Origin of the sequence: Pseudomonas sp. B7 (assembly GCF_016735645.1) — a bacterium.
In the GTDB taxonomy this organism is placed as follows: domain Bacteria; phylum Pseudomonadota; class Gammaproteobacteria; order Pseudomonadales; family Pseudomonadaceae; genus Aquipseudomonas; species Aquipseudomonas glycinae.
Genome location: NZ_JAERRE010000002.1, coordinates 692,507 through 706,310, shown reverse-complemented (window position 1 = coordinate 706,310; position 13,804 = coordinate 692,507). Strand labels below are relative to the sequence as shown.

Below are 13,804 nucleotides of genomic sequence, written 5' to 3'. Positions count from 1 at the left end.
GCGCGAGGCCAGCAATTACGGCCCTCAGCCGAGTCTTTCCAGAGTTTAATCACAGACTTATCCACAGGATTGACCACAGCTGTCGGCGCTGTTTTGCGCCTCCACAAAAAGGTTGACAAACAAGCCTTCCTCTCAGCAAAAACACACTGCTCAAAAAACAACCACAGCGCTGCAAGCCACGTATTCAAAGGCTTACAGCCAGCTACACCCACGTTATTCACAGCCAGCTCCACAGCAAACGGGGACAAGTCAAAACTGTGGAAAAACAGCCATTTGCAGCGGCTTTATGTCGCGCTTTGGCAGGTTGGCGATTTTGTTTTCCACAATTTCCCGAAAGTCCTCGTTTTCCGAGTACGAGCAGGCGCAAAAAAGCCCCGACACTCACGCATCGGGGCTTGTGGACAACGTCAAACGATCAATGACCGCCAAGGTAAGCGTTACGCACTTCCTCGTTCACCAGCAGTTCCTGGCCGGTGCCCGTCAGGCGGATCTCGCCGTTGACCATCACGTACGCCCGGTCGGACAGTTTCAACGCGTGGTTGGCGTTCTGCTCGACGAGGAAAATGGTCATGCCGGTTTGCGCCAATTCCCGCAGGGTGGCGAAGATCTGTTTCACCACGATCGGCGCCAGACCGAGGCTCGGCTCGTCCAGCAGCAACAGCTTGGGCCGGCTCATGAGCGCCCGGGCGATCGCGAGCATCTGCTGCTCGCCCCCGGACATGGTCATGGCCCGCTGATTACGGCGCTCTTCGAGCCGCGGGAACAGCTCGAACATACGCTGCATGTCTTCCTTGGCGTACTTGTCGCCGATCGGAATGGTGCCCATCAGCAGGTTTTCCTCGACGGTCATGTCGGGGAACACCCGCCGCCCTTCCGGCGACTGCGCGATGCCGTTGGAAGCGATGTAGTGCGATGACTTGTGGGTAATGTCCACGCCTTGATAGAGGATCTGCCCGCCCGCCGCCCGTGGCTGGCCGAAAATCGACATCAGCAGCGTGGATTTGCCGGCACCGTTGGAGCCGATCAGGCTGACGGTTTCTCCTTCGTTGATCTGCAGCGAAACGCCTTTGAGGGCCTGGATCGGGCCGTAGAACACGTCCAGATCCTTGAGTTCGAGGATGGGTTGCGTCATACGACTTCCTCTTCGTCGGCGCCCAGGTAGGCAGCGATCACTTTCGGATCGTTACGAATGGCATCCGGACCGCCCTCGGCGATGACGATGCCGTGGTCCAGCACCACGATGTGATCGGAAATGCTCATTACCATGCCCATGTCGTGTTCGATCAGCACCACGGTCAGATCGTGCTCGTCGCGCAGCAGCCGGATCATCGCGCTCAGCGCTTCGGTTTCCTGAGGGTTGAGGCCGGCGGCCGGTTCGTCGAGGCAGATGATCTGCGGCCGCGTGCACATGGCCCGGGCGATTTCCAGACGGCGTTGCTGGCCGTAGGACAGTTCACCGGCCAGACGGTTGGCGCAGTCCACCAGATCCACCACTTCCAGCCAGTAGAACGCGCAGTCCAGCGCGTCGCTTTCGGCCTTGCGGTAACCCTTGGTGTTGAGGATGCCGGCCAGCATGTTGCGGTTGACCCACATGTGCTGGGCCACCAGCAGGTTTTCCAGCACCGACATTTCCTTGAACAGGCGAATGTTCTGGAACGTCCGGGCCAGGCCCGCGCGGTTCACCAGGTGGGTGCCGCCGAACATCTTGTAATACAGGCGACTGGCAAAGTTTTTCGGCGAGACGAAGTCGGTCGGTTTGAACGACTCGCCCAGCAGCTGGATGACGTTGGTCTGCTGGCCGCGCACGTTGAGTTCGATCTTGCCGCCGGAAGCCTTGTAGAACCCGGTCAGGCAGTTGAACACCGTGGTCTTGCCGGCGCCGTTGGGGCCGATCAGGGCGAAGATCGAGTTGCGTTTGACCTTCAGGCTGACGTCGCTCAAGGCCTTGATGCCACCGAAGTGCATCATCAGTTTTTCAACAGAGAGTACGACCTCACTCATGGCGCAGTCCTCTCATAGTGAATGGCACCTTTGCGTGGAGTGACCCCGGTACGGCTGATGCGGATCAGCCCGCGAGGTCGCCAGATCATCATCAACACCATCAGGATGCCGAACAGCAGCACGCGGTATTCGGCGAAGCCGCGCAGCAGTTCCGGAGCAACCGTCAGCACGAACGCTGCAATCACCACACCGATGGTCGAGCCCATGCCGCCGAGCACCACGATGGCGAGGATCAGCGCCGATTCGAAGAAGGTGAACGAGGTCGGGTTGACGAAGCCTTGATAAGTCGCGAAGAACACACCCGCCAGACCTGCCGTGGACGCACCGATGGTGAACGCCGAGAGCTTGACCAGTACGTGATTGAGGCCCATCGAGCGGCAGGCGATCTCGTCTTCACGCAAGGCTTCCCAAGCGCGGCCAACCGGCATCTTCACCAGACGATGCTTGATGTACAGCACCGCCAGCACCACCAGGAACAGCACCGCATAAATGAAGTAGTACTTCACGTCCGGGTTGTAGGCGATGCCGAAGAACTCGTGGAACGGCACCCCGCCATCCTTCGCCCGCTTGCCGAATTCCAGACCGAAGAAGGTCGGCAGTGGCGCCGGCATGCCGTTCGGGCCGCCGGTCAGGGACAGCCAGTTGTTGAGCACCAGACGAATGATTTCACCGAAACCCAGGGTCACGATCGCCAGGTAGTCGCCGTGCAGGCGCAGTACCGGGAAACCGAGGATGCAACCGGCAAGGCCAGCGGTGATCGCTGCGAGCGGCAGCACGGTCCAGAAGCCCAGCCCGAGGTACTGATACCCGAGCGCCAGACCGTAGGCGCCGATGGCGTAGAACGCCACGTAACCCAGGTCGAGCAGGCCGGCCAGACCGACCACGATGTTCAGTCCCAGCCCCAGCAGCACGTAGATCAGTCCGAGGATGACCACACCCAGCAGGTAGGAGTTGGAGAAGAACGGCAACGCTACGGCGATGGCGATCATCAGCGGGATGATCCAGCGCAGGCGCGATTTGTAGTCCGGGGGCAGCACATGCACGCCGGAACCGGTGCTCTCGAATCCGTCGAGAATGCGCAGGCCTTTGGGGGTTTGCAGGAACAGGCTGAGGGCAAAACGGCCGGCCATGACGATGGCGATGATCCACGCCACGCGGGTCGGTTCGAGGTTGAAGCTGTAGCCGTCGAGTACCACGCCGACAATCGGCCCGAACACGATCAGGGCGATCAGTCCGGCGAGAATCGCCTCAACCAGGCTTTTTTTGACATCAATGGATTTTGTAGTGGTTGAAGACATCGCTTACACCTTCGACACAAGAGGACGGCCCAGCAGGCCCTGAGGCCGGAAGACCAGAACAAGTACGAGCAGCGAGAAGCTGAACACGTCTTTGTAGTCGGAGTTGACCAGACCCGAGAACAGCGACTCGGATATCCCGAGGATGATCCCGCCGAGCATGGCGCCAGGCAGCGAACCGATCCCGCCCAGTACTGCCGCAGTAAATGCCTTGATGCCGATGATGAAGCCGGCATAGAAGTCGAAGGTGCCGTAGTTCATGGTGATCAGCACGCCGGCCAACGCCGCCATGGCCGCACCGATGATGAACACGTAGGAAATGACCCTGTCGGTGTTGATGCCGAGGATCGAAGCCATTTTGCGGTCTTGCTGGGTCGCACGGCACATGCGCCCGAGCTTGGTGTACTTGATGACGTAGGTCAGCAGGCCCATGCCGACGAATGCGGCCACCAGGATGAAGACTTTGGTGTAGGTCAGTTGCACGAAGCCGGTACCGACTTCGACACGCCATGCACCGGTCAGCAGTGTGGGTACGCCCTGTTGTTTGGCGCCTTGGGCGATCTGTGCGTAGTTCTGCAGAATCAGGGAGATGCCGATGGCGCTGATCAACGGTGCCAGTCGGGTGGAGTTGCGCAGGGGTTTGTAAGCCACTCGCTCGATGACCCAGCCATACACCGCCGTGATCACGATGGTGAATACCAGGGTGCCGAGCATCAGCAGCGGGAAGGATTCAATACCGAAGTAAGCCAGCAGAGCCAGACTGATTGCCGCCAGGTAAGCAGAAATCATGTAAACCTCGCCGTGGGCGAAGTTGATCATGCCGATGATGCCGTAGACCATTGTGTAGCCGATGGCGATCAGGCCATAGACCGACCCGAGGGTCAGGCCGTTGACCAGTTGCTGCAGGAAAATACCATCCATAACGCAATCTCACGCAGTGAGAACCTGCACACCCTGAGGCGCGCGGTTCTTCTAGGAAAAATACAGATTTACGTCGGAGCAATGTCAGACAGGAAACCGCAGCCCCCTTGTGAGAGCTGGCTTGCCAGCGATAGCGGTAGAACATTCAACAAAATTGTCGACTGTCAGGCCGTCATCGCGGGCAAGCCCGCTCCCACAGGGAATGTGGCGTCCGGTTGATCAGGTGCCGTTATTTCTGTTTTTCCAGCTGGTGATATTTGCCGTCCTTGTCCCACTGGTAGACCACGTAGTCGGAGACCTTCAGGTCGCCTTTGGAATCCCAGGTCTTCTCGCCCATGACGGTCTTGACCGGGTTCTTCTTCAGCCACGCAGCGGCCTCCTCGCCCTTGTTCGATTTGGCGCCGTTGAAGGCGGCGGCCAGGGCCTGAACCGATGCATAGGCGTACAGGGTGTAGCCTTCAGGCTCGGTGCCAGCCTTGCGGAATGCATCTACCACGGTCTTGCTGTCTGGCAGCAGGCGTGGGTCGGCACCGAAGGTCATCAGCACGCCGTCGACGAACTGCGGGCCACCGGCGGTGGTCACCAGTTCGTCGGTCACGATGCCGTCATCGGACATGAACTTGACGTCTTTCAGGCCTTGTTCACGCAGTTGGCGAACCAGCGGGCCGGCTTCCGGGTGCAGGCCACCGAAGTAGACGACATCGGCGCCGGCGCCACGGATCTTGGTGACGATTGTGCTGAAGTCTTTCTCGCCACGGGTCAGGCCTTCGTACAACACTGGCTTCACGCCGCGTTTTTCCAACTGAGCCTTGGTCGCATCGGCCAGGCCCTGACCGTAGGTGTCCTTGTCGTGCAGCACGACGACTTTCTTGCCCTTGAGCACGTCGACGATGTAATCGCCGGCGACGATGCCTTGCTGGTCGTCACGGCCGCACATACGGAACATGGCGCTCAGGCCGCGCTCGGTCACTTGCGGGTTGGTGGAACCCGGAGTGATGGCGATGATGCCGGCTTCATCGTAGATCTCGGACGCAGGAATGGTGGAGGACGAGCAGAAGTGGCCGACCACACCGGCGACTTTCTGGTTGGTGAGGTCCTTGGCGACCGTCACCGCCTGTTTCGGCTCGCAAGCGTCATCGCCCTTGACCAGGACGATTTTCTCCCCGTTGACGCCGCCCGCCGCGTTGACCGCGTCGGCCGCCGCTTGTGCCCCTTTCATGTATTGCTCGCCAAATGCCGCGTTGGCGCCCGTCATCGGACCCGCCACACCGATTTTCACATCAGCTTGTGCAAACGCAGAAACACCCAGCGCAGTAGCCACTGCGAGGGCCAGAAAGCCTTTCTTGTAAAACGTCTGGGACATGAGGTGGTGCTCCAAGGTTTTTTTTAGTTGGCACTGCGACTTCACTTGAATGCTCAGAGCAAGGGCCGTGCCATCGGTTTTTTATTCTTCAAAAAGTCGCTGCTTTCTTGTTATTTCGACTGTTTCGTTCCCATTTTCATTGGGCGTGCAACCGTCTAAACCGCGGAAGGTGAAACCAATTATTTTTTCAGGCGCAACCCGCACGCGCCATCATTGCAACCGCGGCGCCAAACGACGTGCAACCAGCCTGTAACAGCCCGCGTCACCGAACTGCACACTGCTGGTGCGGGACTGCTACAACCCGCACCATTACAGGCTAGTCGCTACATCGAAAAGCGCCGCTTCCGGCAACATATTTCAACACTCAGATGACGATCCGCAGGCACTGGCCCGCGTGATACAGCGAGAACCCGGCCTCGTACAGACAACTGCGCAAGCCCACCCCCGCCAGCGGCTGCATCGGGGCGAAGGGAATCGGCAATGCCTGAGGATTTCCGTTACACAGGTAATCGGCGAAGGCCTTGCCGACCACAGTGCCGGTGGTTACGCCACGGCCGTTGTAACCGGTGACGGCCACCAGTCCCGGCGCGGGCTCGAACAGGCGCATCAAATGATCGGGAGTGAACGCGATGCGCCCGGTCCAGGTGCATTCCCATTCCACAAGCTTGAGATTGGGGAAGTAATGCTGCTGCACCCGGTCGGCCCAGGCCTTGAGGAACCAGGTCGGTTTCTGATTGCCGTTGCCGAGACTGCCCAGCAGCAAACGACCATCCTTGTCACGGCGGATGCTGCTCAGCACCTGGCGGGTATCCCACGAGCCCTGCCCGCCCGGGAGGATTTCCTGAGCGGCGTCTTCGGTGAGCGGCACCGAAGCGACCTGATAGTAGTAACCGGGGAAGAAATTGCGCTTGAGTTCGGTCCAGTCGCCTTCGGTGTAGGCGTTGGAAGCGATAACCACCTGTTCGGCGAGCACCGAACCCTGCTCGGTCTGCACCGACCATTTCGGCCCCTGGCGTTCAAGACGCGCGACCGGCGAGTGATCGAACATCTGCCCGCCAAGGCGCATTACAGCGTTGGCCAGCCCGGTGACATACGCCATCGGATTGAGCGTACCGGCACGCCGGTCCAGTAGTGCGGCGGCAATCTTCTGTGTGCCGGTCGCCTGTTCACAGGCCTTGCCGGTCAGCAGTTCGACCGGTGCGCCGCGGCGTTTCCATTGTTCTTCGCGACTGCGCAGGTCCGCCTCACCCCTGGCGTTGTGCGCCATGTGCAAGGTGCCTTCGCGGCGCAACTGGCAATCGATGTTGTATTTATCCACAAGGCTGAACACCAGCGCCGGCGCCGCACCGAGCATGCGGTTGAGCTGACTGCCGACCGCCTCGCCGAAGCCGGCCTCTATCTCGTCCGGCGGAATCCACATCCCGGCGTTGACCAGCCCGACGTTGCGCCCGGAGCCACCATGCCCGGCGCGATGGGCTTCGAGCACGCAGACACTTTTGCCTTTCTCCAGCAGATGCAGCGCCGCCGACAGCCCGGTAAACCCGGCGCCGATCACGCAGACATCGACTTTGACCTCGCCCCTGAGCGCCGTGTTATCCGGTCGTTGCGGCGTGAGTTTTTCCCACAGACATTCTTCGCGTAACGGCATTGCCAGACTCCAACAGAAACCTAACAAACACACAGTTCAACAATGTGGAAGCGAGCCTGCTCCGGGCGGCGCTCCGACGAAAGCGGCGTTTCAGCCAACATTGGTGTCGACTGACACACCGCTATCGCGAGCAGGCTCGCTCCCGCAAGGGACTTACCGCTCAATCCTCAATCGAACGTAATGCCCTGCGCCAGCGGCAATTCCAGCGAGTAGTTCACGGTATTGGTCTGCCGACGCATATACGCGCGCCATGCATCCGAGCCCGACTCACGACCGCCACCGGTTTCTTTCTCGCCACCGAACGCGCCGCCAATTTCCGCACCGCTCGGGCCGATGTTGACGTTGGCGATGCCGCAGTCGCTGCCGACCGCCGACATGAATTTCTCGGCCTCGCGCACATCGGTGGTGAAGATGCACGACGACAGGCCCTGCGGCACGGCGTTGTTCAGGCGCAGCGCCTCTTCGAAATCGCTGTAGCCGACCACGTACAGGATCGGTGCGAAGGTCTCGCTGCACACCACGTCGCTCTGCTCCGGCATTTCAACGATGGCCGGCGACACGTAGTAGGCGTTAGGGAATTGATCTTCCAGTTGGCGCTTGCCGCCGAACACCCGACCGCCCTCGCTCAAGGCCTGCTCCAGCGCGTCCTGCATGTTTTCGAAGCTGTGCTTGTCGATCAGCGGGCCGATCAGGTTGCCTTCCAACGGGTGACCGATACGGACTTTGGAGTACGCAGCTTTCAGGCGGGTGACGATTTCTTCTTTCACCGATTCATGGGCGATCAGGCGCCGCAACGTGGTGCAACGCTGGCCGGCAGTGCCGACGGCGCTGAACAGAATGGCGCGCACGGCCATGTCCAGATCGGCGCTCGGGCCGAGGATCATCGCGTTGTTGCCGCCCAGTTCGAGGATGCTGCGGGCGAAGCGCGCGGCGACTTTCGGCGCCACTTCGCGGCCCATGCGGGTGCTGCCGGTGGCACTGATCAGCGCGACACGCGGGTCATCCACCAGCGCTTCGCCGGCATCGCGACCGCCGATGATCACCTGGCTCAGGTGCGCCGGGGCATCGCTGAAATTCTTCAGTACGCGTTCGAACAGCGCCTGACAGGCCAGCGCGGTCAGCGGGGTTTTCTCCGACGGCTTCCACACCACCGGGTTGCCGCAGACCAGCGCCAGCGTGGTGTTCCACGCCCACACCGCGACCGGGAAGTTGAACGCACTGATCACGCCGACCACGCCCAGCGGGTGCCAGGTTTCACGCATGTGGTGGCCCGGACGCTCGGAGGCGATGGTCAAACCGTACAACTGGCGGGACAGACCGACGGCGAAATCGCAGATGTCGATCATCTCCTGCACTTCACCGAGGCCTTCCTGGGTGATCTTGCCCGCTTCCCAGGACACCAGTTCGCCGAGTTCGGTCTTGTATTCACGCAGCACTTCACCGAACTGACGCACCAGCTCGCCGCGACGCGGGGCCGGCACCTTGCGCCATTGTTCGAACGCATGATCTGCGCGACTGATGTGCTGCTCGACTTCGGCCGGGCCTTCCCAGTTCACGGCGCCGATGCGGCTGCCGTCGATGGGCGAATGCACCGGCACTTTGCCGTTCTGGTACAGGGCCGGGTTCACACCTAGACGATCAAGCAATGCGGCAACCATGGGTCACTCCTCAAGCAAAAAACTGAATGTGTGCGGGCGCGTTTTCACGACCGGGCAGACCTTTAGTTGTAGCGTCAGGAAGGCTGGGCAACAAACGACCTTTACGCGAGATATCATTCCGTTTATTCATGCTGCGCAGAAAGACAAGAAAAGGATCGCCCATGCTGAACAAACGCCACTTGCCGTCGATCACCGCGTTGCAGTGCTTCGAGGCCGTGACCCGGCACCTGAGTTTTACCCGGGCCGCCGAGGAACTGAACCTGACCCAGAGCGCCGTCAGCAAGCAGGTGGCGCAGCTTGAAGAATTGCTGCAGCACTTGTTGTTCCGCCGGGTGCGCCGCCGTTTGCAGATGACCCCGGCCGGCGATCTGTATCTGGTGGAAGTCAGAAAAATCCTGACCCAGGTCGAGATGTCGACCCATTACCTGCGCTCCTACGGCGGCGAAACCGAAGTCCTGCGGGTCTCCACGCCCTCGACCTTCGGCGCCCGCTGGCTGGTGCCGCGCCTCAAGGGCTGGCGTCTGCGTCATCCATCGATTCATCTGGACCTGTGCAACGAGCAGGAGGCCGATGACTTGCTGCAAGGGCGCAGCGACCTGGCGTTCTATTTCGGCCAGGGTTCTCGCCCCGGCACCGAATGCCTGAAGCTGTTCGGCGAAGAATTGGTGCCAGTCTGCGCGCCGGGCAGCCTGCCGGACACTCCGTTGACTGATCCAACGCAACTCACCGATCTGGTCCTGCTGCAGAATGCTTCGCGCCCGCAAGCGTGGCACGACTGGTTCGACAGCCAGGGTTACCAGACCGAACACAGCTACCACGGCCCGCGCTTCGAAACCTTTTATATGTGCATCCGCGCCGCCCAGGTCGGCTGTGGCGTCGCCCTGCTGCCGAGGTTTCTGGTGGAAGAGGAATTGGCCGACGGCAAACTGGTCATTCCCTGGCAGCATGCAATGCCCAGCACCGATGCGTATTACCTGGCTTATCCGGAACACGCGGCGGAAGTGCCCAAGGTGCGGGATTTCGTGAAGTGGATGCTGGAGCAGATCGACAGTCCTGATGCGGTCTGAGGCGCTGTGCCGGGATAAAAATCGCTGGCAATCCCCACCCCGGATATGCGCCACTAGCGCCATTGATTGATACCGCGCCAGAGCGCGGCCCGCCTGGAGACCCCGTTATGAGCGAGAGTGTGTTTGCCGATCGCATCGTGCAGAACCTGCTCGACACCGACTTCTACAAACTGACGATGATGCAGGCGGTGCTGCACAACTACCCCAACGTCGAAGTCGAATGGGAGTTTCGTTGCCGTAACAGTGAAGATCTGCGCCCGTATCTGGCGGAGATCCGCTTCCAGGTCGAGCGTCTGGCCGAGTTGAGCCTGAGCGCCGATCAGTTGAGTTTCCTGGAGCGCATCAGCTTCCTCAAACCTGACTTCCTGCGTTTCCTCGGCCTGTTCCGCTTCAACCTGCGCTACCTGCACACCGGTATCGAGAACGGCGAGTTGTTCATCCGCCTGCGCGGGCCGTGGCTGCATGTGATTCTGTTCGAAGTGCCGCTGCTGGCGATCGTCAGCGAAGTGCGCAACCGCTATCGCTACCGTGAAACGGTGCTGGAACAGGCCCGCGAACAGCTGTATCGCAAGTTCGACTGGTTGACCGCCAATGCCTCGGCCGAAGAGTTGTCGCAGTTGCAGGTCGCCGATTTCGGCACACGCCGGCGGTTTTCCTACCGCGTGCAGGAAGAAGTGGTGAACGTGCTCAAGCACGATTTCCCCGGACGCTTCGTCGGCACCAGCAACGTGCACCTGTCCCGCGAACTGGACATGAAACCGCTGGGCACCATGGCCCACGAGTGGATCATGGCCCACCAGCAACTCGGCCCGCGACTGATCGACAGCCAGATCGCCGCCCTCGATTGCTGGGTTCGCGAGTACCGCGGCCTGCTGGGGATCGCCCTCACAGACTGCATTACTACCGATGCCTTCCTCGGCGATTTCGATCTGTTCTTCGCCAAGCTGTTCGACGGTCTGCGCCACGATTCCGGGGACCCGGTGCTGTGGGGCGAAAAATGCATCGCCCACTATCACAAGCTCGGCATCGACCCGATGAGCAAGACCCTGGTGTTCTCCGACAGCCTGACCCTGCCCAAGTCGCTGGAGATCTTCCGTGCGTTGCGCGGCCGGATCAATGTCAGCTTCGGCATCGGCACCAACCTGACCTGTGACATTCCGGGTGTCGAACCGATGAGCATCGTGCTTAAAATGACCGCCTGCAACGGCCAACCGGTGGCGAAGATCTCCGACGAGCCGGGCAAGACCCACTGCAAAGACCCGAATTTCGTCGCCTATTTGCGACACGTTTTCCAGGTTCCTGCCGTTTCCAGCCTTTCCAGCAAGGAGTGAATTCATGCAAGCCGTACAGCGTGAGATTGCTGAACAGCTCAACGTTCAGCCGCCGTTCGCCGATGACCAGGCCCTCGAAGCGGAAGTCGCCCGCCGCATCAGCTTCATCCAGGATTGCCTGACCAGTTCCGGACTCAAGACCCTGGTGCTGGGCATCAGCGGCGGGGTCGATTCCCTGACCGCCGGCCTTCTGGCCCAGCGTGCGATGCGCGAGTTGCGCGAGCGCACTGGTGACGAGGCCTACAAGTTCATCGCCGTGCGCCTGCCGTATGACGTGCAGTTCGATGAACACGACGCCCAGGCCTCGGTGGACTTCATCGCCCCGGACGAACGCCACACCGTCAACATCGGCCCGGCGGTCAAATCGCTGGCCAGCGAAGTCGCAGCCTTCGAAGGCAAGCACGCGGTGTCGGTGGATTTCGTGCTCGGCAACACCAAGGCGCGGATGCGCATGGTCGCCCAGTACACGATCGCCGGCGCGGCTCATGGTCTGGTGATCGGCACCGACCACGCGGCGGAAGCGGTGATGGGTTTCTTCACCAAGTTCGGTGACGGCGCCTGCGATCTGGCCCCGCTCAGCGGTCTGGTGAAAAACCAGGTCCGGGCCATCGCCCGCAGCTTCGGCGCACCGGAATCACTGGTGGAAAAAGTGCCGACGGCGGATCTGGAAGACCTGTCGCCGGGCAAGCCGGACGAGGCGTCACACGGCGTGACCTACGCCGAGATCGACGCTTTCCTGCACGGAGAGCCGGTGCGTCAGGAGGCGTTCGACATCATCGTCAACACCTACAAAAAGACTCATCACAAGCGGGTCATGCCGTTTGCACCTTGAATCCAGGGCATAAAAAAAGCGTCCTTCGGGACGCTTTTTTTTGACCTTGTGTTGCTTACTTCAGGGTTACGGTGCCTTTCATCATCGAGATGTGGCCCGGGAACGAGCAGAAGAAGCCGTACTTCTCGTCAGCCTTGAGCTTGGACACGTCGATGGTCAACGAATCGGTTTCCTTGGCGCCAATGATCTTGGTGTGAGCGATCACGCGTTCGTCACCGTCCTTCAGGTAGTTCTTGTCGATGCCGGCGGCCAGGCCGTCGGTGGCGATCGGCTGCATGTCGGCTTCTTTGCTGATCACCAGGTTATGGCCCATGACGTTCTTCGGCAGGCTGCCGGAGTGGGTCAATTCGACGGTGAAGGTCTTGCAGCTCTTGTCGATTTCGATGGCCTTGGTGTTGAAGGACATCTGGTCGGTGGAATCAACGGTGGTTTTGCACTCGGCAGCCATCAATTGGCTGCTGGCCAGCGCCAGCAGGGATACCGCAACAACTTTGGAAAACATGGTGAATCTCCAAGGCAGGGTTAACAAAAACACGAATGGTTGGAAGACTGCCTGAAATCTTCGCAAGTTCCTATGACTTGAGTCAAAAATTGTATACAACTTTCAGGCTATGACACTCATCGAAACAATCTAACAGCCAGACGTTTGGCCGGGCCGTATCTTCAGGGCTCAACGTTAATCTGGAGCATCCGTCATGTCCTTCAACAGCCTGTTGTGCAGTCTGCTTGCCGCCTACGCCTGTGGTGCCAGCGGCACCTATGAAACCCCGAAACGCGAAGTCTAGTCCTTGGATCGAGACCCGCCAGCCTTTACCCTGTGCGACTGATCGACACAGGAGCAAGGCATGTCTCTCACATCCGTTTGTGTATTTTGCGGTGCCAACGCCGGCACCACTCCGGCGTACACCGAAGCCGCCATCGCCCTCGGTACCGCCATTGCCGAGCGTAAGCTGACGCTGGTTTACGGCGGCGGGGCTGTCGGCCTGATGGGGATTGTCGCCGACGCTGCGCTGGCGGCCGGTGGCGAAGTGATCGGCATCATCCCGCAGAGCCTGATGGACAAGGAAATCGGTCACAAGAGCCTGACCCGCCTGGAAGTGGTCGACGGCATGCACGCGCGCAAAGCGCGGATGGCCGAACTCAGCGATGCGTTCATCGCCCTGCCCGGTGGCCTCGGCACCCTGGAAGAGCTGTTCGAAGTCTGGACCTGGGGCCAGCTCGGCTACCACGGCAAGCCGCTCGGCCTGCTCGAGGTGAACGGTTTCTACAGCAAACTCACTGCATTTCTCGATCACATCGTCGGCGAAGGCTTCGTTCGCGCGCCACACCGTGACATGCTGCAAGTGAGCGAATCGCCGCAAACGCTGCTCGAAGCCCTCGATCAATGGCAGCCGACCGTCACGCCAAAGTGGGTCGACCAGAAACCCGGTTAACCCCCGGGCACCGATACAGGGCAGAATACGCGCCGCTCAACCTCACCTTCGACCCCAGAGGATCGCCCATGGCCAAACCCAATTACTCCTTCGCCAAACGTCAACGTGACCTGGCCAAGGAACAGAAGAAAGAGGAAAAGCTTCAGCGCAAGAAACAGATGGCTGAAGAAGCGGCACTGAATCCTGACGGTGAAGTGGCGACCGATGATGATGTTGAGGCACCGAAAGACCAGGCACCTGACGCCTGAGCTGAAT

The 13,804-nt window shown here is 60.3% G+C and carries 13 protein-coding genes; 5 read left to right on the top strand and 8 right to left on the bottom strand.

Annotated elements, in window-relative coordinates:
* Window positions 1–415: 415 nt before the first annotated feature.
* The 7 genes from JKA62_RS08025 to amaB form a co-directional block, all read right to left on the bottom strand.
* Window positions 416–1,132, bottom strand: a complete 717-nt coding sequence (locus JKA62_RS08025; RefSeq protein ID WP_201817235.1) for an ABC transporter ATP-binding protein — start codon at window positions 1,130–1,132, stop codon at window positions 416–418.
* Window positions 1,129–2,001 carry an ATP-binding cassette domain-containing protein gene (locus tag JKA62_RS08020; protein ID WP_007950657.1) on the bottom strand — a complete coding sequence of 291 codons (873 nt, stop codon included), beginning with the start codon at window positions 1,999–2,001 and terminating at the stop codon, window positions 1,129–1,131. Before JKA62_RS08020 ends, JKA62_RS08025 begins: the two co-directional genes overlap by 4 nt.
* Window positions 1,998–3,299: a high-affinity branched-chain amino acid ABC transporter permease LivM gene (gene livM / locus JKA62_RS08015; protein ID WP_011332207.1), complete on the bottom strand. Its 1,302-nt coding sequence runs from the start codon at window positions 3,297–3,299 to the stop codon at window positions 1,998–2,000. Before livM ends, JKA62_RS08020 begins: the two co-directional genes overlap by 4 nt.
* 3 nt (window positions 3,300–3,302) lie before the next feature.
* On the bottom strand, window positions 3,303–4,217 hold the full coding sequence (locus tag JKA62_RS08010; RefSeq protein ID WP_039766704.1) for an ABC transporter permease subunit: 915 nt from the start codon (window positions 4,215–4,217) through the stop codon (window positions 3,303–3,305).
* Window positions 4,218–4,446: 229 nt separating this feature from the next.
* Complete coding sequence (locus JKA62_RS08005; protein ID WP_011332206.1) at window positions 4,447–5,580, bottom strand: ABC transporter substrate-binding protein; 1,134 nt, start codon at window positions 5,578–5,580, stop codon at window positions 4,447–4,449.
* A gap of 364 nt (window positions 5,581–5,944) precedes the next feature.
* Window positions 5,945–7,228, bottom strand: coding sequence for an L-pipecolate oxidase (amaA, locus tag JKA62_RS08000; RefSeq protein ID WP_201817234.1), 1,284 nt, complete (start codon window positions 7,226–7,228; stop codon window positions 5,945–5,947).
* Window positions 7,229–7,395: 167 nt separating this feature from the next.
* A complete protein-coding gene (gene amaB / locus JKA62_RS07995) occupies window positions 7,396–8,886 on the bottom strand; it encodes an L-piperidine-6-carboxylate dehydrogenase (RefSeq protein ID WP_011332204.1) in 1,491 nt (496 codons plus the stop codon).
* 161 nt (window positions 8,887–9,047) lie between these two features.
* On the opposite strand from amaB, the gene JKA62_RS07990 reads away from it, so the two are divergent.
* From JKA62_RS07990 to nadE, 3 genes are all read left to right on the top strand, one after another.
* Complete coding sequence (locus JKA62_RS07990; RefSeq protein ID WP_011332203.1) at window positions 9,048–9,953, top strand: LysR family transcriptional regulator; 906 nt, start codon at window positions 9,048–9,050, stop codon at window positions 9,951–9,953.
* Window positions 9,954–10,060: 107 nt separating this feature from the next.
* The gene (gene pncB, locus JKA62_RS07985) at window positions 10,061–11,284 is read left to right on the top strand and encodes a nicotinate phosphoribosyltransferase (protein WP_011332202.1); all 1,224 of its coding nucleotides are present in this window, start codon (window positions 10,061–10,063) and stop codon (window positions 11,282–11,284) included.
* Window positions 11,285–11,288: 4 nt separating this feature from the next.
* Window positions 11,289–12,116, top strand: coding sequence for an ammonia-dependent NAD(+) synthetase (gene nadE / locus JKA62_RS07980; RefSeq protein ID WP_064379115.1), 828 nt, complete (start codon window positions 11,289–11,291; stop codon window positions 12,114–12,116).
* 55 nt (window positions 12,117–12,171) lie between these two features.
* Here the strand turns inward: nadE and azu are convergent, their stop codons facing one another.
* Window positions 12,172–12,618 (bottom strand): azurin, encoded by a 447-nt coding sequence (gene azu, locus JKA62_RS07975; RefSeq protein WP_007950684.1) that lies wholly within the window; start codon window positions 12,616–12,618, stop codon window positions 12,172–12,174.
* 343 nt (window positions 12,619–12,961) lie between these two features.
* Here azu and JKA62_RS07970 point away from each other — a divergent pair, with 343 nt between their 5' ends.
* Both JKA62_RS07970 and JKA62_RS07965 read left to right on the top strand, forming a co-directional pair.
* Window positions 12,962–13,549, top strand: a complete 588-nt coding sequence (locus tag JKA62_RS07970) for a TIGR00730 family Rossman fold protein (protein ID WP_064379113.1) — start codon at window positions 12,962–12,964, stop codon at window positions 13,547–13,549.
* A 68-nt stretch (window positions 13,550–13,617) separates the two neighbouring features.
* Window positions 13,618–13,797: a hypothetical protein gene (locus JKA62_RS07965; protein WP_007950694.1), complete on the top strand. Its 180-nt coding sequence runs from the start codon at window positions 13,618–13,620 to the stop codon at window positions 13,795–13,797.
* Window positions 13,798–13,804 lie beyond the last annotated feature (7 nt).